Origin of the sequence: Anaerotignum faecicola, from assembly GCF_003865035.1 — a bacterium.
GTDB lineage: Bacteria > Bacillota > Clostridia > Lachnospirales > Anaerotignaceae > Anaerotignum_A > Anaerotignum_A faecicola.
On record NZ_BHVZ01000001.1, the window covers coordinates 475,113 to 496,276 of the forward strand.

The following is a 21,164-nucleotide window of genomic DNA, read 5'->3' on the forward strand; positions in this document are numbered from 1 at the left end:
CCGCCGGGCCAAAGGGCACAAAGAAATATCTGTATTTTTTCCTGTCGATATTCACTTGCCTTCCTCCTTATAAAATCCGCCTCGGACAAAACGCAATATAATCCGCCGCAATCAGCGCATAATCAATGCCTTCCCGTTTTCCTTCAAATGCCGTTTTATGGCTTGCCGCGCCATGCAGATGCCCATAAATCACCTTTTTGACGGGATATTCCCGAAATAACGCCGTAAATGCAGAATCCTCCTGCTTATCATTCATCGGCGGAAAGTGCATCATCAGTATGATTTTTTCCGCACCATCGCGCATGGCGGCATCCAGAGACAGCCTGAGCCGCACCTGCTCCCTTTCATAAATCCTTTTATCCTGCTCCGTAAACTGCACATCATTCGGGCAAAGCCAGCCCCTTGTGCCGCAGATATGCCAATCCGCATACCGATCAAAATTGTTTTTCAGAAACCGCATTCCGGGGTATCTCGCCTCTAATTTTGAGGAGGATTTCCACCAGTAATCATGGTTGCCGCCAAGCAGAATTTTTCTCCCCGGCAGGCTGTAAATCACATCCAAATCCGCCGCCGCTTCATCAATCCGCATCCCCCAGGAAAGGTCTCCCGGCAGAAGAACGGTATCTTCTTCGGTGATATACTTCTTCCAGCTTGCGATGATTTTTTCACTGTGATTCTTCCAGTTCTCCCCAAAAATATCCATGGGCTTATCCACGGAAAAGGCAAAATGCAGGTCTGCAATGGCAAAAAGTGCCATTTTCTCTCTTCCTTTCTTATATCCGATAAACCTCCACCAGCACATTCAGCTTTTCGTTGAATTCGCGCAGTTTATCAATATCGTTGCTGTTCCATACATCCGAAAATTCCTTATTGATGGCGCTCATATCCTCCAGATTCAGCATAAAATGCAGCTTCTGGATGTTATCCAGAATATTCGAGGTCATCTTTCTGCGGATTTCATTCAGCCGCTGTGCATTCGTGATTTCCTCCCGAATCGTAGACATTTCCTGATCTAAGTGGAACGCCGCCTCCGCGCAGTTATGCAGTCTGTCCTGCAGCTCCTGCGGAATGTTGCCGCTGTATTTATACCGCAGGGAATGCTCCGCCGTTGCCCAGAAATTCATTGCGTTTGTGCGAATCTGAATTTCCGCGAAAACCTCCTTCGGTCCCAGCGCCGTACTGAGCGGGTAGCGGATGATGATGTGGTAGCTGCGGTAGCCGCTCGCCTTTGTATTTGTTATGTAATCCTTCTCCTGCACGATGGTCATATCACGGCGGGAACGCACCATATCAACCACCTTTTGGATATCCTCCACGAACTGGCAGAGAATACGAATGCCTGCGATATCCTCGATTTCCTCCTCGATATGCTCGGGTGCGATATGCTTTCTGCCTGCCTTATCCAGAATACTGGCAGGGGTTTTCAGCCTGCCCGTGACAGAATCGACAGGAGAATAAATGCCTAAATGTCGACATTCTTTATCCAGATTTTTGAACTTCAGCAGCAGCTCCTCCACCGCCTGCTCATAGGGATAAAGTAATTCTTTCCAATTTATAATTTCCAAAGGGGTTCCTCCTTCGACTAAATTGCCATATCTCTTCTATTTTATTGTACTACAAAATCCTGCGGCTATGCAACGGGAGATTCTTTGAAACTAGGCGAAAATATGCCAAAATTCAGCAGCTGTCCACAGGGTGTCCACTTTTGCGGACTTATGGACAGAGTGGACACCGAGTGGACACATCTTTTCAGCCGTTTTTGCAGATGTGTCCACTGTGTTTTTCCACTGATTTTCCACTTCGATTTCAGCATTTCGATTTCAGCGTTCCAGTAACCCCCTGACCTCTTTTTCCGTTCCTGCCGCCAGAGCCCTTCGCGCAAGCTCCGCAGCCTGCTTTGCGGCAAGCCCCCGCACCTGATAGCGCACCGCCGCAATTTCATTAGATGCCATGCTGAATTCATCCAGACCCATGCCAAGAAGGAGCGGCACCGCTCTTGCATCTGCCGCAAATTCGCCGCACATCCCAACCTCCTTGCCCTCCTTATGCCCTGCCGCGATTACCTTTGCCACCGCACGCAGCACCGCAGGATGAAAGGGGCTATAAAGCTTGGTCAGCTTTTGGTTGCCGCGATCTGCCGCAAGGATATACTGTGTTAAATCATTCGTGCCGATGCTGAAAAAATCAGCCTCCTTCGCCAATTCCTCCGCTATAAAAGCCGCCGCCGGCGTTTCTACCATGATGCCCGTGCTGATGCTTTCCCGAAACAGCAGCTTTCGCTCGCGCAGCTCCGCCTTACATTCCTCCAAAATGGCATTTGCTTTACGAAATTCCTCTACGGAAACAATCATGGGGTACATGATGCGGATATCCCCGAAGGCAGCGGCACGCAGGATCGCCTTCAGCTGTGTTTTGAACACATCGCGCATATCCAGACAGAAGCGAATGGCGCGCCACCCCAGAAACGGATTTTCTTCCTTTTCAAACTGATAATACGGCAGGTTTTTATCCCCACCGATATCCAAGGTGCGAATGGTAATCGGCTTTTTCAGCATTTCCGCCGCCTGCTTATAAATTTCAAACTGCTCCTGCTCTGTCGGGAAGCGGCTGCTTTCCATATATAAAAACTCACTGCGGAACAGACCGATGCCCTCCGCGCCATGCTTTTTCGCCAGTTCAATATCTCTGAGACTGCCTGCATTGGCAAAAAGCACGACCTGCCGCCCATCCGTTGTAGCAGCAGGCAGGCGGTTCATTTCCTTCAGCTTCCGCTTCACTTCCTTTTCCGCCTGCTGCTTTTCCTGATACGCCGCCTGCGTTTTGGCATCGGGAGAAAAAATCAGCCGTCCCTCCTTTCCATCCAGAATGACGGCTTCGCCCTCCCGTACCTTTTTCAGAATCCCTTCCATCCCCAGAAGGGCAGGGATTTCCAGACTGCGCGCCAGAATGGCAACGTGGCTGGTCGTGCCGCCCTTTTCCGTCACCATCCCTCGGATGTATCGAAAATCCATCTGAGCGGTATCGGAGGGATGGAGCTCCTCTGCAAAAAGAATGGCCTTCTCGGTGATATTCCGAAGGGAGGTCTCCGAGACTCCCTTGAGTGCCGCCATCATCCGGCGGCATACATCACGCACATCTGCCGCACGCTCGCGCAGATAGGCATCCTCCAGACTTTCGAGCATCCCGGAAAGCTCCTCTGTTTCCTCCTCCAACGCCCACTCCGCATTTTTCCCTGCAGCAATTTTTTCTTCCACGCCCTGCAAAAGCGTTGCATCCTCCGCCATATCCAGATGGGCGGCAAAAATAGCGTTTGTTCGTGCAAGCGGGCGCAGTGACTCCCTCACCTGCTCCGCCGCCCGCCGAAATGCTGCCTGCTCCTTCTCCGCCTCTGCCGCAGTGATTTCACGCCGCTCCGCCGCCAAATCCGGCTGCTTCAGCAAAACAGCCTTTCCGATGGCAATGCCGCCGCTCTGCGGCTCCGTTCTGATTTCTTCCATGCTTATCCCTCCAGACTTATCCCTCCAGAATCGCCAGAAAGGCTTCCAGTTTTTCCACAGAATGCTTATCCCCTTCGCCATCCGCAGAAAGCACAAGCTCGCTGCCCTCCTTTGCCCCCAACGCAAGAAGCTGCAGGATACTGTCTGCCGCGGCTTTTTTGCCGTTATGCTCCAAATAAACCCTGCAGGGCAATTCCTTCGCGAAGGCAACCAGCTCCGATGCCGGACGCGCATGCAGCCCCGTCCGATTTTTTAAAACCACTTTTCGTTCTATCATTTCTTTTCCCTCCCGAAAATCATTTTTCTTAGTTTCTCTGCTTTCCCGAAAAATATGAGCCATTCTCAAGGAAGCGGCTTTTTGAGAATCTTTTTCACATAAATTCCCTAGGAATTGCTTGACATTCTTTTTTCCGCATGCTATGATAGGCGCATAAGTTAGTTACGGCTAACTAATCTTTGAAAGGAGGTCATCCTCATGAGCGTTGTCATTGTAGGCGGACATGACAGAATGGTTCGTCAATACATGGATATCTGTAAAAAATTCAACTGTAAAGGAAAAGTATTTACACAGCTACCCGGCAATTTCAAGGGACAGATTGGTCAGGCGGATTTGATTATCCTTTTCACCAGCACTGTTTCCCACATCATGGTAAACGGCGCAGTACAGGAGGCAGAAAAAAACAATATTACCATTGAGCGCAGCCACAGCAGTTCTTCTTCTGCATTAAAGCGTATTTTGGGTCAATATTGTTGTGCCTGAGTTATATGTTTCACCAAAAGTTAGCAATAGCTAACTAATAAGGAGGTATTTCATGTCTGATTTTGAAAAAGACCTGTTATATTTTGCCTCCCCCGCCCTTTTGGGCAGAAAGCAGGCAAATCTGTTTTCCTTTTCGATCAACTGCCTGACAGACTATCGCAAGGAAATCGACAGATATAAAAAAGAGCTTGCCCCCCTGGGCATTTCCGTTGAATATCTTTACTGCAAAAAACAGCGGGTATATCTTCTTGTTTACCGCAAGGATATGATGCTGCATTATTTCAAGCAGCCCGCTGTAAAGGAATTCCTCATCAAGCAGGGCTACCCCAAAACGCCGGATGAGGAAGCCTCCCTTTATGAAACCCTGTGCATCCTGCGCAAGCGTATCATTCAGGGCGCAGAATTTCCGCACGAGATCGGGTTCTTCTTCGGCTACCCCGCAGAGGACGTTTTCGCATTCATTCGCGAAAAAGGGCATAACTACAAGCTGGTTGGCGACTGGAAGGTTTACGGCGACGGCAAGGCCGCCCTGCATACATTCCGCAGCTATGCCAGATGCAGAAAAAGACTCTTGGAGCAAGCTTCCGCAGGTGCAGATATTGTGTCTCTTTTGACACCGGCACGCACCGGCGCAGCGATATAAAAAACACAATTACATCTCAAAAATTACATCTTAGGAGGCAAAACATTATGAAAAAAGCAGTTATCTATTGGAGCGGCACAGGCAACACAGCAGCAATGGCAAGTGCAATCGCAGCAGGTATGGGCGAAGGCACAGAGCTGTACTCCGTAGATCAGTTCACAGGCGATATTGCAGAATATGACAAAATCGCTTTCGGCTGCCCCGCAATGGGTGACGAAGTTCTGGAAGAAGGCGAATTTGATCCCTTCTTCTCCTCTATCGAAGGCAAGCTGGGCGGCAAAAAGGTTGCTCTGTTTGGTTCCTACGGTTGGGGCGACGGACAGTGGATGCGCGACTGGGCAGAAAGAACAACAAAAACAGGCGCGAACCTGTATGACGATGGTCTGATGGTAAACGGTTTCCCCGATGCTGATGCAAAAGTGCAGTGCACAGCATTCGGCGAAGGCTTCGGCGCATACTAATTCGTTAGATAGCATCTGACTCAGATGTTTCTATAAAAAAACTCCTCAAATAAACTCTCTTAAATTTAAACTCTATTATCTCTCTAAAAACGAAAACGAGTCCAAATGGGCTCGTTTTTGTTATGCTTTTTTCGGGATGCTCTCCCCTGCTCATGCTCCCACCCTCTTTAACTTCCCTGCTCTTCGCGCTTTGGGGCGGTGTACTGGATCGGTGGTGGTGTTCTTCCCTCTTGTTCCGCTGCGAAAGAGGTATAATGTTTTGGATGATTGGGATGGGGATTTATTCAGCCTCCCTGCGGCTGTCAGAGAGACTTTTGGGTTTGGATGACTGCGAAGTCGGGTTGCGCCGAGAACGCCTGTCAGAGAGGGAATTACAGCGCGGACAGGGCGTGCCTTCTCTGCAAAACGGACATATAAAATGCCCCTCACAGGAAATTCCTGCAAGGGGCGGAGAGAGGATTCGATATTTATTTTTCTGTATGACAGTCACAGCTGTGGTCAGAATCACCGGGGTGATGCTTCTGGCAACGTGTGGAATAGGGGCAACCTACGCATGCACCTTTCTTTTTCTCTTTTCTGATGTAGAACAATGCTGCACCAATAATAATTACCACTAATAAACCAACGATAATATCTATCATACTTATGACTCCTTTTTATGCGAACTTATGCGCTCTTTGCGCTATTGCTCATGTTATTGCCAAGCGCATATTCCTTTGCAATACTCTTGTTTGCTTTCACAATCAGATGTGCAATGAATGCAGCGATCAGGATAACCACAATCAGGCCGGGGATGAAGCCATTGCCCAGAGAGCCGGTTGTGATCAGTGTACCAATCTGGTATACGAAGAATGCGATTGTGAAGCCTGTTGCAAACTGCAGACCAATGCCGCCGAACAGCCATTTTTTGCTCTTGATTTCAGAGTTCATCGCACCCATTGCCGCGAAGCAGGGAGGTGTATACAGGTTGAACATCAGATATGCCAGAGCAGCTACCTTTGTCAGACCCATAATGGTTGCAACCTGATTGCCGCCGCCTACCAGTGCCAATTCCTCTGTATCAATGAAGTTTGTTACACCATAGCAAACTGCCAGCGTACCAACTACGTTTTCCTTTGCGATAAAGCCTGTGATTGCTGCTGCTGCCAGCTGCCATGCGCCGAAGCCCAGAGGAATCAGCAGAACTGCGAAGGGAGAAGCGATAGAAGCCAGAATGGAGGTATGCTCCATGCCCTCTTCTACCAGCTGCAGCTGCCATGTGAAGGACTGCATAATCTGTACGACTGTGTTACATACCAGAATTACAGTACCGGCTTTTACGATATAAGCCTTACCACGAGAGCACATGGAATAGAATGCTCTTTTCAGGCTGGGGATTTTGTATTCGGGCAGCTCCATAATGAAGAAGGATTTTCTTACCTTATGACCTGCGATTTTGTTAATCAGCAGTGCGCCGACAAAAATCAGAATAATACCTACGAAGTACATCAGGGTACCAACCCAGGATGCGTCTGCGAAGAATGCACCTGCGAACAGCGCGATTACGGGCAGCTTTGCACCACAAGGCATGAAGGATGTCAGCATTGCTGTTACTCTGCGTTCTCTTTCGTTTCTGATGGTACGCGCCGCCATAACACCGGGGATTGCACAGCCGGTACCGATAACGAAGGAAATGACGGATTTACCGGACAGACCAACCTTTTTGAAGATGGGGTCCAGAACCATGGATACACGTGCCATGTAGCCGCAGTCCTCCAAGAGAGCCATCAGGAAATACATTACCATTACCAGAGGCAGGAAGCCGACAACGGCACCAACACCGCCGACGATACCATCTGCTACCAGTGCCTGCATGAAGGGAGATGCGCCGGAAAGCTTATCTGCAACGAAGCCCTGGAAGGACTCAATCCAACCTGTCAGAATATCTGCCAGATAGGGCCCCAGCTGAGACTGGGAGATATTGAATACCAGGAACATAACCACAACGAAGATTAAGATACCGCCGATGGGGTTTGTCAGAATAGCATCCAGCTTATCCTGACTGTTTTTCTCTCTTGTCAGAATCTTTCTTGTTTCCACCTGCTTTACAACGCCGTTTACAAATTCAAAACGCTTTCTGTCGGATTCTGTAACTGCGTTCTTATCGGTCAGATCTACATTACCTTCCCAATAGGGTGCCTTCTGCTCTTTGCCCTTCTGCGCTACGGCTGCCTTTACAACCTCCAGAAGCCCCTTATCGGATGCGGTAACGGAAACTGTTTTGATAACGGGGCAGCCCAGCTTTTCGGACAGCAGCTTTTCATCAATCTTTGTTTCCTTCTTTTCGTTGATATCGCTCTTGTTCAGTGCAACAACAACAGGAATACCCAATTCCAGCAGCTGTGTTGTAAAGAACAGAGAACGGCTCAGATTTGTTGCATCCACGATATTGATAATAACATCGGGATGTTCATTTTTAACATAGGTACTTGTGATGCTCTCCTCAGATGTGAAGGGAGACATGGAGTAAGCACCGGGCAAATCGACTGCAATCAGTTCCTCTGCGCCATCATAGAAATTCTTCTTGATGTGAAATTCTTTTTTGTCTACCGTAACACCTGCCCAGTTACCAACACGTTCATTTCTACCTGTGAGCGCATTGTACATGGTGGTCTTACCGCTGTTGGGATTCCCCGCCAATGCAATTCTCATTTTTCTGTTCCTCCTATGAGCTTTTGATCTTCTTTCTACTCCTTTAGTTTTCCCGCTTCGGTTAGCTGAATCTAACCAAAGCACAAAATATATGTGGTGAATAAATCCACCACTTATACTTCATTCTTTTTCTTACTTTTTCTTTCACTCTACCTCAATGGCCTCTGCCAGATGATTGTCGATATTATAGCGACCATCCTTGATGGATACCACACAGCCACCCTTTACACGCCTTACAACTGTAATAGGTTCGCCTGCATAGCAGCCCAAAGAAAAAAGAAATGCATCCATTTCTTCATCATCTGTCACAATCGCCTTGACGATATGTTCTGTGCCTTCTTGCACATGTGTCAGGTTCATTGGATCCTCTCCTTCTTTTGTTAGTTATAACTAATTTAATTAGAGTTTACCATGACTAATTTTCTCTGTCAACCCCTTCTTATTGAGAAAAAATGTTTATTTGTGAAAAATTGCAAATTTTTTCCGCCTGCTTTTCCGTAAAAAAAAGAAGTGCACAGAGGAAAGAAAAATACCCTTCTTTTCCTCTTGCACTTATCCCATAGAAATACGCTGAAAAGAAAATTTCGCCAAAAATTTTTCTATTTTTTCTTCTCACAGTGGCTACAGTCTCCACCGCAGCCGCCACAGCCCTGATTCCTTTTCAAATGCCGCACTGCCGCAAGGATGCCGACTGCAATTCCTGCAAGAATGAGGTAATCCAAAATTCCCATGCGCCTTCCTCCTCAGAACAACAGGCAAAGGCCCTGATATACCAAAAAGGCAGCTGCCCACGCAACCACGCACTGCAGCACCACGACGCAGCCTGCCAACACACCACTGCCCAGCTCTCTCTTTACTGCCGCAATCGCCGCCATGCAGGGGGTATATAATAAGGTAAAAACAAGAAAGCTGATCGCAGAAAGCGGCGTAAACAATCCTGTCAATGCCGTTCCCAAGGTCTCCATGGAGGTTCCTGTCAGAACGCCCAAGGTGCTGACCACCGCCTCCTTTGCGGAAAAGCCTGTAATGAGTGCTGTGGGAATCCGCCAATCATCAAAGCCAAGTGGTGCAAAAATGGGTGCCAGCCAATGCCCCATCATGGCAAGCAGGCTATCTGCACTATCCGCCACCACATTCAGACGGCTGTCAAAGCTTTGCAGGAACCAGATTAACACGGTTGCCACAAAGATAATCGTAAACGCCCTTTGCAGGAAATCCTTCGCCTTATCCCACATGAGAAGGAACACGCTTTTTGCGGAAGGGAAACGATAATTCGGCAGCTCCATAACGAAGGGAACCGGATTCCCTCTGAAAACGGTTTTGCCAATCAGCAATGCCATCAGAATTCCGACAAGCATCCCTGCGGCATACAAGCCAATCATCACCAGTGCCGCACGCTGCGGGAAAAATGCCGCTGCAAAGACCGCATAAATGGGAATCTTTGCGGAGCAGCTCATAAACGGCGTAAGCAGAATCGTCATGCGTCTGTCTCTGTCCGAGGAAAGGGTACGCGTTGCCATAACGGCAGGAACGGTACAGCCAAAGCCAACCAGAAGCGGCACAATGCTTCTGCCGGAAAGACCAATTTTTCGCAGCAGCTTGTCCATCACAAAGGCAATCCGCGCCATATAGCCGGTATCCTCCAGAATAGAAAGGAAGAAAAACAGCACCACGATAATCGGCAGAAAGCTCAGCACACTGCCCACACCTGCAAACACACCATCAATCAGCAGGCTATGTACTACAGGGTTAATGCCATAAGCCGTCAGCGCCTTATCCACCACTGCCGTTACCCAATCAATGCCTGCCGCCAGAAGGTCGCTCAAAAACGCCCCGAATACGTTAAAGGTCAGATAAAACACCAGAAACATCACAACAATAAAAATCGGAATCGCAAGGTATTTATTCGTCAGCACACTGTCGATTTTTACACTGCGCAGATGCTCCTTGCTCTCCTGCGGCTTAATGACGGTTGCACTGCAAACCTTCTCGATAAAATCATAGCGCATGTCTGCCAGAGCGGCATTTCTATCCATGCCATGCTCCTCCTCCATCTGGATGATGCTGTGCTCAATCAGCTCCAATTCATTTTGGTCAAGGCTCAGCTTTTCGGCAATCGAGGCATCTCCTTCGATCAGCTTTGTTGCAGCAAAGCGGACAGAAATGCCTGCCTTTTCCGCATGGTCCTCAATCTGATGGCAGACAGAATGGATACAGCGATGCACAGGGCCGGAAGGGCAGAAATCATAAATCTGCGGATATTGCCTGTCCCTTGCAACATGAAGTGCCGTTTGCAGCAGCTCCTCAATCCCTTCATTTTTAATCGCACTGATGGGCACAACGGGAATCCCCAGCTCCTCACTCATGCGGCTGATATCCACTGTGCCGCCATTATTACGCATTTCATCCATCATATTCAGTGCCAAAACCATGGGGATGTTCATCTCAATCAGCTGCAGGGTCAGATAAAGATTTCTCTCGATATTCGTTGCATCTACAATATTGATAATGCCATCAGGCTTTTCATTCAGAATAAAATCTCTGGTAACGATTTCCTCACTGGTATAGGGACGGATGGAATAGATTCCCGGCAAATCCACCACCGAGCAATCCTTCTGCCCGCGGATTTCACCGATTTTCTGATCTACCGTTACCCCGGGGAAATTGCCGACATGCTGATTGGAGCCTGTCAGCTGGTTAAATAGGGTCGTTTTGCCGCAGTTCTGATTGCCTGCCAATGCAAAAATCATGCGGATTCTCCCTCCTTCACTTCAATATTCTTCGCATCCTCAATACGGATGGTCAGAGTATAGCCACGCAGACGCAGCTCGATGGGATCTCCCATCGGCGCTACCTTTGTAATTACAATTTTCGTTTTGGGAATCAGCCCCATATCCAACAGACGGCAGCGCAGCGCACCTGCTCCGCCTACCTTCGTAATAACAGCGGCTTTCCCGACAGGAAGCTCATTTAATGTCATAAAATTCCTCGATTCCATATCTAATGATAATTTTTCTCAATTTTCTAAGACTGAGTATATCATGGCTAACTTTTTCTGTCAATGAAGCAAAAGCACCGAGATCAACAGACCTCGGTGTTTTTTGCTGTTCGTAATTAAATTTTATGATAAAAGCTCCTCAAGGTTTCCTTCTTTATAGCCTGTGACCTCTTTCATCAGGCTTTGGAGACTTTTGTTCTCCTGCCGCAAAGCATCCGTCCGTACATCTGCCGCAATTTCGCCATTTTTGAGAATCAGCGCGCGGTCGATGAAATTTTCGATTTCATCAATCTCATGGGTGGTGATGAAAATGGTTTCCTCGCCTGTTAGGCTGCCTGCCAATGCCTGCATGAAATCCTGTCTGGTGAACATATCCTTCCCGATAAAGGGCTCATCCATGATAAGGATATGCGCCTTTTTCGCCATGCCTGCGGCAACCTCGGCTTTTGCCTTCTGCCCCTTGGACATCTTCTTGATTGGCTTTTCCTCTAAGCCGAAGAAGTGCAGCAGCTTTTCATAATACGCCATATCAAAAGAGGGGTAGAAGTCCGCCAGAAATGCACCATATTCCCTTGGGGTTAAATCCTTCAGATAGGTGCCGGCTTCGCTGATGAAGGCGATTTCTGCATTACATTCCCGAATTGGCTTGCCATTGAGCCAGACACCGCGTTCCGGCTCCTTCTCTCTGGGTCGGGGCGGCAAAAGCCCTGCCAGAACTTTCAGTAAGGTTGTCTTGCCGACACCATTCGCGCCCAGAACCCCGACAATCTCGCCCTTCTCTACGGAGAAGGAAATATCCTTCAGCACAAACTCTCCCCATTGCTCATAAGAAAACCAGATATGCTTTACTTCAATCATATTTCCGCCCCCTTTCTTAAAAATCCACCTCGAAGCTCTCCACCTCTTGACCTACTACCCAGCTTGTTTGCTTCGCAGTGCCGTCAACAGGTAAAAGCATTTTGAAGTATCTCTTTTTTACGCCAATACTGCTATATCTTATCCAGCTTTCTTCATCCCTTCTTTCGGTCAGCGGCTTTTCTCTCTGCCCGATATTGATTGCATAAAGCTCTCCATTATAATCCTCAACGAAATCTGTTTTCAGTTTGCCACGATAGAGCAGTTCATTTGTTTTTGCATCCGTCACTGTAATCTCATACCCATCAATCATATATCCGAAATAATCCGCCGCAATATGCTCCGGCTTCGTGCCATCCAGCTTCAGCACCTTTCCATCCTGCACATCTACATATTCCGCACCGCCGTCTATCGCAATCTGTGCAATGGATTTCTCCTGCACAACGAAGCATTTTGTGCCTTCGACCCGTTGATGAACCGTGCCGTCCTCATCCTCTTGGAAGGTTTTGCTCAGATCCAGCCAAAGCACCAAGCCATCCGCACGCTGCAGCATATTGACAAAGTCAATCTTATATTCCGATACCTTCTGCACGCCTGTTTCCAGACGATCCAGCAGCTTGCCCTTGGTATCATACAATTCCAGAATCAGTGCGTCCTGCTCCGTTCTTGCCAGAAGCAGCTGATTATCGCCTGCCTTTTCCAGCGAAAGAATGCGGTTTTCGGCATTGACGGAAAAGGTCTGCAATGGCTCTGCCTTGCCATACTGCTTTGTGGAATAGAGTGCATCCTCGCCGCTATAGGGAAAATCCGCCATACCATCCTTCGGGATACGGAAAATCGAAACCTCTCCCTGCCCATCTGCACCCGTTCGGGGAATGGCATACCTCGCATCGTCCATCTTTACGGTACAAAGGATAACCTCATTCCTGCCGTCAAACCAAGAGGATAGATGCGTTGTATCTCCCTGCTTTACCTTCGCAGCCTGATATTCCCCACCTTTTAATTGCAAGCCTGTAAAGAAACGGGTTTCTTCGCCGGTATAATTTCTGACTTTGCCGTAAACATCCAATGCATCGGCAGTCACGCCCTGTACGGTATCCCCATCGAAATATTCTCCGAGATATTCTCTGGTACTCTCCGATAAATCCTCCAAATCGGAAAGCCTGCGGACATTGGCATCCTTGGATGGTGCAAACTCTGTATCCGAAAAATAATCAGAACGCTCCAAACTTCTTTTTTTGAAATATCTGCTGATACCCTTGCTTCCGTCTCGCTCCTGTCGGATGATATAGCGCATTTCATCATCTGTAGCGGCGTAGTATTTTGTTTTCAGCTCACCATTCTGCCATGTATAGTAAATCTGTCCGTTATCATCCCCTGCAAGCCCTTCAAAGGCAAAGGCATTGAGGGCGGTTCTGTCGCCTTCGATATCCTCAAGAGCAAATACGCCGTTATCCCTCGCCGCAAGCATATAGCCCCAGAAAACCACAACCGCAAGAGCGGCGCAAAGGATAACCTCCAACACACGATTTCGTTTTTTCATATTGCACCCCTCCTTATAAATCGGTTCGCTTGCCGAGCTTTTGCACGATGGAATCCTGCCACCAGATTGCTGCCACTAAGCCGATTGTGCCGAGAATCAGCTGTCTGCCAATAGGTGCCTCATAATATGTAGAGGTGACATATCGGATCACATCATGCAGATACAAATAGCCGCCGCACAGAAGCATCGCACTACTGCCAAGCACAGCGGTCACTTTGTTTTCCGTACAAAAGCCTGCGAAGAAAATGCCTGTGAAGATTAAGGCCAAGCCGCCCAGCGCAGGCACAACCCTCCAGAAAGAGGAAGGAAAGACCATATCCAGAAAGGTGCTTCTGTGGAATGCGAGAAACAGCCCATTCGTCCGGGAAGCATCCAAGCCTGTGACGATATTGTCCTTCGTCAGAACGAAAATTTCCTTTGCCGCCTGCATTTTATAGAAGGACATCAGCGGAAAATACGCCGCCACCATAAGCACCAGCCACAAAAGATAATACAGCGCGACTGCCGCCGCCGCGGAAAGCACGAAGGCAAGATAGACCTCATGCCGCTTCATGGGCAGAAGAAGCATGGTATAAATTCCCTTGCCGTTTGTGGAAAAGCCTTTGATCTGCACGAAAATCCCAATCAGAATCAAAACCAGACCAAGCGCGAACAAAATCGGCAACAGGCTATGGTCAATCACCATATCGTAAGAGCGAAACACCTTGGGATAATAATCATACGCCTTTGGGTCTCCTGTCGGCACTGCGGCGGCAATGAGAAAGCACACCGCCAAAATCATGCTGACCAAGGTGACAGCCTTTGTCCATTTCTGCCACAGCCAGCCATACAGATAATTACTCAGCTTCCATACATTTTTCATACCTCGTCCCCCCATTCTTCCTGCAACAGCTCCGTTACTGTCTGCAATGTCAGTCCGTTTTCCTTTGCCTGTGCGACAAAATCCGCCACCAAGCCTGCAGTCAGCTCGCGCCGCAGTCTTGCGAAAACAGTATCATCCCAATGAATGACGCTGACGGCATGGGGCGGTGTTTCTATGATTTTTTCCTCCTCCATGAGCCGGAACGCCTTCTGTACCGTATTGGGATTGATTTTTAAAATTGCCGCAAGCTCTCTGCGCGAGGGAAGGGATTCGCCCTTTTCCGCCGCTCCTGTGAAAATCTGCCGCTTTACGAAGGAAACAATCTGCACATAGACCGGTTCTGTGGTATTCAATTCCAGCTTTCTGAAATCAAGCACAGGTTTTCCTCCTTTCAACTGTATTACTTGAGTCATACACTTCTTAACTGTATTATAGCCATAATACACCCGTCCGTCAATGGTTTTCAGAAAATTGTAAGAATTTTGCACAGAAAAAAGGACTTGGAAATGCCAAGTCCCTTTGATTTATTCCTGTTCAAATGTCACCGTAATACAGGAAATGTGCCAATCCTCTTCTGTATATGCCTGCCAGCCCATTTCCAGAAATTCCTTTGGATTTTTCCACAAATCCCCATGAAATTCCTCATAGCAATACACAGCATCCATCTGGTACAAAAGCGGTATCGGCTGTCCGTATACAACTGCGCCGCCATCTGTCCAGTAAATGCGCCGTTCCCAGGGCATCGTGGCAATGCTTCTTTCGACAGGTGCGAAATTGCCGCTTTCCGCCTTTTGAAACGCATCATCCGCTACTGCAACATTGTATCCATCTCGGATATCATTCCCGACGGAAAGTGCAAAGCTTGCCTTGCTTTTCTCGTGTATCAGCTCCTCAGATGTGCCGATTGGCTCCCATGCTCCATCCTTTGTCAGACTCCACGTTTGGAAGGTTGCCTGCTTGATTGGCTCTCTCCCCTGAAAATCGTAGAATTTTCCGTTCCAATTCAGAATATGGAGTACATTCTCCGTTTGCGTTTTGAGTTTTTTTGGCGTTAGCGTCATGGATGCTTCCCCTGCACAGCCTGTCAGCAGGAGCAGGCTCAGGCAAAGCAACAGTTTCCTTTTCATACGGGCAGCCCTCCTTTTTTTCAGCATACCAATAAAGGGAAGCACCGTCAATCTCATTTAAAGATGTACAGAAAAAAGGACTTGGAAATTCCAAGTCCCTGTAATTTTTGTTTCTTATTCAACTGTAACGGATTTTGCCAGATTTCTGGGTTTATCCACATCGCAGCCGCGTTCCACTGCGATATAATATGCGAACAGCTGCATGGGCAATACGTCATAGGATGCGGTAAAGAGATGATTTACCTTCGGCAGATAAACCACTTCATCGGCTACATCCTCGATAGCGGTGCAATCCTCCGTGGCGATTGCCAGCACCTTTGCGCCTCTCGCCTTGACTTCCTTCACGTTGCTGACGGTTTTCTCCAGCAGGCTTTCCTGTGTTGCGATGGCAACCACCAGTGTACCGTCCTCAATCAGAGAAATGGTGCCATGCTTGAGCTCCCCTGCGGCATAGGCTTCACTATGGATATAGGAAATTTCCTTCAGCTTCAGAGAGGATTCCATTGCAACTGCGTAATCCAGACCGCGTCCGATGATGAAGGCATTTTCGCAGTTTGCATATTTCTTTGCGATTTCCGCCATTCTTGCGTCAACCTTCAGCACCTCTGCTGTTTTTTCGGGCAAATCATGCAGTTCCTTCACTGCCGCGGTATAGGCTTCTTCCGTCATTGTGCCGCGCACCCTTGCAAAATACAGCGCAATCAGATACAGCACAGACACCTGTGTGGTATAGCCCTTTGTGGTCGCAACGGCGATTTCGGGACCTGCCCAGGTATAAATCACATCATCGCTTTCTCTGGCAATGGAGCTGCCTACCACATTGACAATCGCAAGCACCTTTACGCCCTGCTTCTTTGCTTCACGCAGTGCCGCGAGGGTATCTGCGGTTTCGCCGCTCTGGCTGATGATGATGCAAAGGTCATTTTTCGCAAGGATAGGGTTTCTGTATCTGAATTCGGATGCGATATCCACCTCAACGGGAATACGGCAGGTTTCTTCAATGACATATCTGCCGACAACCCCTGCGTGCATGGCACTGCCGCAGGCAACAATATGAATCCTTCCGCAGTTTTTGATTTCTTCCTCTGTCAGAGAAACATCCTCCAGATGGATGCCGCTTTCGGTCACTCTGGGCTGAATGGTCTTTTTCAGCGCTTCGGGCTGCTCCATGATTTCCTTCATCATGAAGTAATCATAGCCGCCCTTTTCTGCCGCCGCGATATCCCATGTGACATGATAAACCTCTTTCTTGATTTCCTTGCCGTTTATATCGTACAGCTTTACGCCGTCATTTTTCAGCACGGCAATTTCATTTGTTTCCAATAAATAATAATCTCTGGTGTATTCCAGCAGGGCGGGAATATCGGATGCGATATAATTTTCGCCCTTGCCCAGACCAATCAGCAGAGGGCAGTCCTTTCTGACTGCAACCAATATATCGGGATGATCTGTACACATAATGCCCAGAGCGTATGCGCCGCGGATTTTTTCCAGCAGCTTTCTTGTGGTGGAGACCATATCTCCATCATATAAATCCTCAAAAAGCTGTGCCACCACTTCCGTATCCGTTTCGGATTTGAAGGTATAGCCCTTTTCGATGAGCATATTTTTCAGCTCCAGATAATTTTCAATGATGCCATTGTGTACCACGGAAATTTTGCCGTTTTGGCTATTATGGGGATGGCTGTTTATTTCATTGGGCACGCCATGGGTTGCCCAACGGGTATGCCCGATGCCGATATGAGAGGATTTTTTATCATCCTTCTCCACCTTTTCTCTGAGACCTGCCAGCTTCCCCTTTACCTTGATGGTATGAATCCCATCATGATAAACGGAAATACCGGCAGAGTCATACCCACGATATTCCAATTTGGACAGACCGTTCAGCAATACGGGAACAGCCTGATTTTCACCAATATATCCTACGATTCCGCACATAAATTTCAACCTCCAACGTTTTATTCGTTCGTTGCCTTTCTTTTGTCGGGAGCGTTGACCGCTCTGTTTTGTAAAAAGGCCTGCGACCCTGAACGAAAGGGCGAGGAGCATCCGCCGAATTTTCGATATGGAAAGCAAAAAAATACTTAAAATGCTCTCTGCACTCCTGCCTCGTCAGCCGCCCAATCTGCGGCTCTGGCGCTTAAAAACTCTTTTAACCTTCCTTTCCTTTATACTGACCGATTGGCAGCCCTTGCCGAATTTTGTGGTATACATAGTTCGACATGATATTATAGCATTTTTTCCTTCTGTGGTAAAGCCCTTTTCTTATCTTATGCGGCGTTCGCCCGTCCCTGTGTACGAAAAAAGACAAAATCTTTATAAATTTGAAAGACTTTTGTTATGGAAATTTTAAAAAAATACGTTATACTATAAATACAAAGAATTCCGAAAAAAGGATATTGCCGAAAAGGAGGAATATAAAAATGAAAAAATTACTGGCACTTTTCCTTGCCTGTACGATGGTGCTTGGCTTAGCATCCTGCAAGGAGCAGGATGAGGAAGAAAAAAACACCCTTACCGCAGAGGAAACGGTAGCAACCATGCAGGACCCCATTGACGCACTGGCACGGTGCATGGTGGAAAACAATCTGGAATACAACCCCGAAGATCCTGATTTCTTCTGGACCGCACTGTATTATTTTGCAGGGGGCTATGGTCTGAAGCATGAGGGCGTAGAGGAATTGACGGATACATATCAGCTAAAGGTTCCTTCTACTGTAATGGAGGAATATGCGATTGCGCTGTTCAGCGACTACAAGGGACTGCCGGAGCTGCCCGAAATCATGCAGGGCAACGTTTCCTACGATGAAAATGCAGATGCGTATCTGCTTTCCGAAGGGGATATCGGTCTTTCCGAAACAAGGCTTGGCGATATCAAGGAAACCAAGGACGGCTACACACTGGTTGCAGAGCTGACCGGCACGGATGAAGAGGAGGAATTGATTGCATCCTTTGATGTTACACTGATTCGCAACACCTTTGCGGATGAAATCGAAAATCCCCTGTATCTGTGCAGCGTTTCTTCCATGAAGATGACACAGAAAAAGGGCGCGGATGTTTCCGAAGGCGGCACAGCAACACTGATTCCCGACGAAACCATCACGGCAACCTTCAACGGACTTTCCGATGCACATACTGCGGAAATGACGCTTTCCGAAGGCGATATTCGTGCATTTCAGTTTGATGCGGAATCTGCCGCAGGCAAAATCATCAGCGGTCTGAATGAAGGCGACGTTGTAACCTTCGGCTATATCGTGGATAAGCGCAACGGCTCTTATGTGATTGTAAGCGCGGAATAAGGAATTTACGTCGAAAGCGGAGCTTTCGACCCGAAAAACAGAAAATACCACATTCACAAACGCGAATGTGGTATTTTTTTATTTCATCCAGCCATATTTTTCTGCAATTTTTTCTGCGACAAAAATGCCATCCACTGCCGCGGAGACAATGCCGCCTGCGTAGCCTGCGCCCTCACCGGCAGGGTAAATGCCCTGCTTGCAAAGGCTCATGCCTGTTTTATCGCGCAGAATACGAATCGGGGAGGAGCTGCGGCTTTCCACCGCCGTCAGAACCGCATCCGCGCGGTCAAAGCCCTTGAGCTTTCTGCCCATGGCAGGCAGAGCTTCCCGCAGGGCTTCTGTCATGAAGGCAGGAAAAATCTCATCCAGACTGCTTTCCCTTACGGCAGGGCGATAGGTTGCTGTGACCTCTGCGGCTTCGCCTTTTCCCTTGCCCAGAAAGCTACCGACCGTCTGCACAGGTGCGGTATAGCTGCCGCCGCCTGCCAGAAATGCCCTTTCCTCCAATTCCCGTTGGAAAAGCATCCCTGCCAGAGGGTGATCGCTCCCGAAATCCTCAGGGAAAATCTGCACCAGTAATGCAGAATTTGCATTCTTCCCATCTCTGGCATGCTCACTCATGCCATTGACGGCAAGCCTACCTTCTTCGGATGCCGCCGCCACCACATAGCCACCGGGACACATACAGAAGGTATAGACACCGCGGTTTTTCTGCGTAGTATAGGTCAGGCGATAATCTGCCGCAGGCAGAATCGCTGCTGCATCACCATACTGCACGGCATCAATCATAGCCTGAGGATGCTCAATCCGCACGCCCATGGCAAAGGGCTTCTGCTCCAGTGCAAATTTTTCTTCATATAATAAGGTAAAGGTATCCCTTGCGCTATGCCCCAAGGCAAGCACAACATCCTCTGCTTCGATTTTCTCTCCATTTTGCAGGAAAACCGCCTGCACGCAGTCATTCTCCCACTGAAAGCCTGTCACCTTGGCGAAGAAGCGCACCTCACCGCCCAGAGAAATGATTTTTTCCCGAAGCTGCTTTACCACGCCGCGCAGCAAATCTGTCCCGATATGCGGCTTGGCATCATAAAGAATTTCCTCGGGCGCGCCTGCGTCCACCATTTCCTCCAGAACCTTGCGGCAACGGGGGTCTTTGATGCGCGTAGTCAGCTTGCCATCGGAAAAGGTACCTGCGCCGCCCTCGCCAAACTGCACGTTGCTTTCCACATCCAGCTTGCCTGTTTGCCAAAAGGTATCGACCGCCTGCTTGCGGCTGTCCACATCGCCGCCACGCTCCAGTACAATGGGCTGCAAGCCCATTTCCGCCAGAAGCAAGGCAGCAAACATGCCCGCAGGCCCGAAGCCAACCACAACGGGACGCTTTGACGGGCGATTTTCCCCCTTTGGCAGATGATACGCCAAATCGGGTGTTTTGGAAATGTGTTTCTCCTTATTTTTTTCCAGAATTTTATTCTCGTTCTTCACTTCCACATCCACCACATAAGCATAATGGATGTTATCCTTTTTTCTGGCATCCAGAGAACGCTTGAAAATGCGGTACGCCTTGATTTCCTCCACAGGCACGCGCAGCGCCTTTGCCAGCTTCTTTTCCAAAGCCTTTTGATTGCCTGTCACAGGCAGTTTCAATTCAGATACACGAATCATGCTTCGCTGCCGCCTTTCCAATCCTCATAAAATACCTCGCGCAAAAAAAGTCCGCGGCTCGGTGCCGTAAAGCCTGCCTGCTCTCGGCTTTTTGCCAGTAAAATCCGCTCTGCTTCGCCTGCGTTTTTCTTCCCCTCACCAACCTCGATGAGCGTTCCCGTAAGGATGCGCACCATCTGGTAGAGAAAGCCGTTGCCGTAAAAATGCAGGGTCAGCTTATCCTCTGTTTCCTCGAACACGATATCATAAATCGTGCGGACGGTTGATTTTTTCATTCTTTTATTGGCACAGAAGCTTTTGAAATCATGCGTGCCGATGAAGGCTGCCGCCGCCTGCCGCATTGCCTGAACATCAAGCGTTTCCGTACAACGGAAGGTATATTTTCGCTCAAACACAGGCGAATGCTTGCCAATCCAGATGGAATAGGAATAATGCTTCGCCTTTGCGCTGAGTCTGCTGTGGAAACGAGGGGGCATTTCCGCGATGGAAACCGCCGCGATGTCCTCGGGCAGCTTCGCATTGAAGGCATCCAAAAGCTGTTCGGCTGTGCCGTTCCAGTTAATGCGGAAATTCATAACCTGCCCTGTGGCGTGCGTGCCTGCGTCCGTTCTGCCGGAGCCGAAAACCTCTGTTTCCGCGCCGCTGATTTCCTGTAGGATGCGTTCCAGCTTTTCCTGTATGGTGTTTTCCGTATTGCCCTGCTTCTGCCAGCCGTTATAGCGTGTGCCATCGTATGCCAGAACCATTTTATAATTCTTCATAG

At 48.5% G+C, this 21,164-nt stretch carries 20 protein-coding genes and 1 pseudogene; 4 read left to right on the forward strand and 17 right to left on the reverse strand.

Annotation, left to right across the window (positions count from 1 at the left end; all coding sequences use genetic code 11):
* Window positions 1-67: 67 nt before the first annotated feature.
* From EJE48_RS02215 to EJE48_RS02230, 4 genes are all read right to left on the reverse strand, one after another.
* Window positions 68-757, reverse strand: a complete 690-nt coding sequence (locus EJE48_RS02215) for a metallophosphoesterase (protein ID WP_118582979.1) — start codon at window positions 755-757, stop codon at window positions 68-70.
* Between the two features lie 16 nt (window positions 758-773).
* Window positions 774-1,565, reverse strand: coding sequence for a GTP pyrophosphokinase (locus EJE48_RS02220; protein WP_118582982.1), 792 nt, complete (start codon window positions 1,563-1,565; stop codon window positions 774-776).
* A gap of 255 nt (window positions 1,566-1,820) precedes the next feature.
* A complete protein-coding gene (gene ptsP / locus EJE48_RS02225) occupies window positions 1,821-3,497 on the reverse strand; it encodes a phosphoenolpyruvate--protein phosphotransferase (protein WP_118582985.1) in 1,677 nt (558 codons plus the stop codon).
* A gap of 16 nt (window positions 3,498-3,513) precedes the next feature.
* Window positions 3,514-3,774 carry an HPr family phosphocarrier protein gene (locus EJE48_RS02230; RefSeq protein ID WP_016406935.1) on the reverse strand — a complete coding sequence of 87 codons (261 nt, stop codon included), beginning with the start codon at window positions 3,772-3,774 and terminating at the stop codon, window positions 3,514-3,516.
* A 198-nt stretch (window positions 3,775-3,972) separates the two neighbouring features.
* On the opposite strand from EJE48_RS02230, the gene EJE48_RS02235 reads away from it, so the two are divergent.
* From EJE48_RS02235 to EJE48_RS02245, 3 genes are read left to right on the forward strand one after another with little or no spacing between them, the layout of a single operon-like run.
* Window positions 3,973-4,257 carry a DUF2325 domain-containing protein gene (locus tag EJE48_RS02235; protein WP_016406936.1) on the forward strand — a complete coding sequence of 95 codons (285 nt, stop codon included), beginning with the start codon at window positions 3,973-3,975 and terminating at the stop codon, window positions 4,255-4,257.
* A gap of 52 nt (window positions 4,258-4,309) precedes the next feature.
* Window positions 4,310-4,900 (forward strand): DUF3793 family protein, encoded by a 591-nt coding sequence (locus EJE48_RS02240; protein WP_016406937.1) that lies wholly within the window; start codon window positions 4,310-4,312, stop codon window positions 4,898-4,900.
* A 47-nt stretch (window positions 4,901-4,947) separates the two neighbouring features.
* On the forward strand, window positions 4,948-5,361 hold the full coding sequence (locus EJE48_RS02245; RefSeq protein ID WP_016406938.1) for a flavodoxin: 414 nt from the start codon (window positions 4,948-4,950) through the stop codon (window positions 5,359-5,361).
* A gap of 467 nt (window positions 5,362-5,828) precedes the next feature.
* Here the strand turns inward: EJE48_RS02245 and EJE48_RS12920 are convergent, their stop codons facing one another.
* From EJE48_RS12920 to glmS, 11 genes and pseudogenes are all read right to left on the reverse strand, one after another.
* Window positions 5,829-6,002 carry a FeoB-associated Cys-rich membrane protein gene (locus EJE48_RS12920; protein ID WP_016406939.1) on the reverse strand — a complete coding sequence of 58 codons (174 nt, stop codon included), beginning with the start codon at window positions 6,000-6,002 and terminating at the stop codon, window positions 5,829-5,831.
* Between the two features lie 25 nt (window positions 6,003-6,027).
* Window positions 6,028-8,052: a ferrous iron transporter B gene (gene feoB / locus EJE48_RS02255; RefSeq protein ID WP_016406940.1), complete on the reverse strand. Its 2,025-nt coding sequence runs from the start codon at window positions 8,050-8,052 to the stop codon at window positions 6,028-6,030.
* A gap of 144 nt (window positions 8,053-8,196) precedes the next feature.
* Window positions 8,197-8,412, reverse strand: coding sequence for a FeoA family protein (locus EJE48_RS02260; RefSeq protein WP_016406941.1), 216 nt, complete (start codon window positions 8,410-8,412; stop codon window positions 8,197-8,199).
* Between the two features lie 239 nt (window positions 8,413-8,651).
* The gene (locus EJE48_RS02265) at window positions 8,652-8,783 is read right to left on the reverse strand and encodes a FeoB-associated Cys-rich membrane protein (protein WP_118582991.1); all 132 of its coding nucleotides are present in this window, start codon (window positions 8,781-8,783) and stop codon (window positions 8,652-8,654) included.
* A 12-nt stretch (window positions 8,784-8,795) separates the two neighbouring features.
* Window positions 8,796-11,032, reverse strand: a pseudogene (gene feoB / locus EJE48_RS02270) (ferrous iron transport protein B).
* 141 nt (window positions 11,033-11,173) lie between these two features.
* A complete protein-coding gene (locus EJE48_RS02280) occupies window positions 11,174-11,908 on the reverse strand; it encodes an ABC transporter ATP-binding protein (protein WP_118582997.1) in 735 nt (244 codons plus the stop codon).
* Between the two features lie 16 nt (window positions 11,909-11,924).
* On the reverse strand, window positions 11,925-13,448 hold the full coding sequence (locus EJE48_RS02285) for a hypothetical protein (RefSeq protein ID WP_124984258.1): 1,524 nt from the start codon (window positions 13,446-13,448) through the stop codon (window positions 11,925-11,927).
* Between the two features lie 13 nt (window positions 13,449-13,461).
* On the reverse strand, window positions 13,462-14,310 hold the full coding sequence (locus EJE48_RS02290) for a hypothetical protein (RefSeq protein ID WP_124984259.1): 849 nt from the start codon (window positions 14,308-14,310) through the stop codon (window positions 13,462-13,464).
* Window positions 14,307-14,687: a GntR family transcriptional regulator gene (locus EJE48_RS02295; protein WP_016406947.1), complete on the reverse strand. Its 381-nt coding sequence runs from the start codon at window positions 14,685-14,687 to the stop codon at window positions 14,307-14,309. The genes EJE48_RS02290 and EJE48_RS02295 overlap by 4 nt, the downstream gene beginning before the upstream one ends.
* Before the next feature lie 147 nt (window positions 14,688-14,834).
* Window positions 14,835-15,437, reverse strand: a complete 603-nt coding sequence (locus EJE48_RS02300; RefSeq protein ID WP_124984260.1) for a hypothetical protein — start codon at window positions 15,435-15,437, stop codon at window positions 14,835-14,837.
* 114 nt (window positions 15,438-15,551) lie between these two features.
* On the reverse strand, window positions 15,552-17,375 hold the full coding sequence (gene glmS / locus EJE48_RS02305) for a glutamine--fructose-6-phosphate transaminase (isomerizing) (protein ID WP_124984261.1): 1,824 nt from the start codon (window positions 17,373-17,375) through the stop codon (window positions 15,552-15,554).
* A gap of 485 nt (window positions 17,376-17,860) precedes the next feature.
* Here glmS and EJE48_RS02310 point away from each other — a divergent pair, with 485 nt between their 5' ends.
* A complete protein-coding gene (locus EJE48_RS02310) occupies window positions 17,861-18,736 on the forward strand; it encodes a hypothetical protein (RefSeq protein WP_118583018.1) in 876 nt (291 codons plus the stop codon).
* Window positions 18,737-18,814: 78 nt separating this feature from the next.
* On the opposite strand, the gene EJE48_RS02315 is transcribed toward EJE48_RS02310, so the two are convergent.
* Entirely contained in the window at window positions 18,815-20,401 is a 1,587-nt protein-coding gene (locus tag EJE48_RS02315; RefSeq protein WP_118583021.1) for an NAD(P)/FAD-dependent oxidoreductase, read from the reverse strand.
* The gene (gene truA, locus EJE48_RS02320; RefSeq protein ID WP_118583024.1) at window positions 20,398-21,162 is read right to left on the reverse strand and encodes a tRNA pseudouridine(38-40) synthase TruA; all 765 of its coding nucleotides are present in this window, start codon (window positions 21,160-21,162) and stop codon (window positions 20,398-20,400) included. Before truA ends, EJE48_RS02315 begins: the two co-directional genes overlap by 4 nt.
* Window positions 21,163-21,164 lie beyond the last annotated feature (2 nt).

Bases quoted from the DNA above. Each gene is read 5' to 3' on its own strand.
- EJE48_RS02215 (WP_118582979.1), bottom strand. From the start codon at position 757: ATGGCACTTTTTGCCATTGCAGACCTGCATTTTGCCTTTTCCGTGGAT.
- ptsP (WP_118582985.1), bottom strand. From the start codon at position 3,497: ATGGAAGAAATCAGAACGGAGCCGCAGAGCGGCGGCATTGCCATCGGA.
- EJE48_RS02230 (WP_016406935.1), bottom strand. From the start codon at position 3,774: ATGATAGAACGAAAAGTGGTTTTAAAAAATCGGACGGGGCTGCATGCG.
- EJE48_RS02235 (WP_016406936.1), top strand. From the start codon at position 3,973: ATGAGCGTTGTCATTGTAGGCGGACATGACAGAATGGTTCGTCAATAC.
- EJE48_RS02240 (WP_016406937.1), top strand. From the start codon at position 4,310: ATGTCTGATTTTGAAAAAGACCTGTTATATTTTGCCTCCCCCGCCCTT.
- EJE48_RS02245 (WP_016406938.1), top strand. From the start codon at position 4,948: ATGAAAAAAGCAGTTATCTATTGGAGCGGCACAGGCAACACAGCAGCA.
- EJE48_RS12920 (WP_016406939.1), bottom strand. From the start codon at position 6,002: ATGATAGATATTATCGTTGGTTTATTAGTGGTAATTATTATTGGTGCA.
- feoB (WP_016406940.1), bottom strand. From the start codon at position 8,052: ATGAGAATTGCATTGGCGGGGAATCCCAACAGCGGTAAGACCACCATG.
- EJE48_RS02260 (WP_016406941.1), bottom strand. From the start codon at position 8,412: ATGAACCTGACACATGTGCAAGAAGGCACAGAACATATCGTCAAGGCG.
- EJE48_RS02265 (WP_118582991.1), bottom strand. From the start codon at position 8,783: ATGGGAATTTTGGATTACCTCATTCTTGCAGGAATTGCAGTCGGCATC.
- EJE48_RS02280 (WP_118582997.1), bottom strand. From the start codon at position 11,908: ATGATTGAAGTAAAGCATATCTGGTTTTCTTATGAGCAATGGGGAGAG.
- EJE48_RS02285 (WP_124984258.1), bottom strand. From the start codon at position 13,448: ATGAAAAAACGAAATCGTGTGTTGGAGGTTATCCTTTGCGCCGCTCTT.
- EJE48_RS02290 (WP_124984259.1), bottom strand. From the start codon at position 14,310: ATGAAAAATGTATGGAAGCTGAGTAATTATCTGTATGGCTGGCTGTGG.
- EJE48_RS02300 (WP_124984260.1), bottom strand. From the start codon at position 15,437: ATGAAAAGGAAACTGTTGCTTTGCCTGAGCCTGCTCCTGCTGACAGGC.
- glmS (WP_124984261.1), bottom strand. From the start codon at position 17,375: ATGTGCGGAATCGTAGGATATATTGGTGAAAATCAGGCTGTTCCCGTA.
- EJE48_RS02310 (WP_118583018.1), top strand. From the start codon at position 17,861: ATGAAAAAATTACTGGCACTTTTCCTTGCCTGTACGATGGTGCTTGGC.
- EJE48_RS02315 (WP_118583021.1), bottom strand. From the start codon at position 20,401: ATGATTCGTGTATCTGAATTGAAACTGCCTGTGACAGGCAATCAAAAG.
- truA (WP_118583024.1), bottom strand. From the start codon at position 21,162: ATGAAGAATTATAAAATGGTTCTGGCATACGATGGCACACGCTATAAC.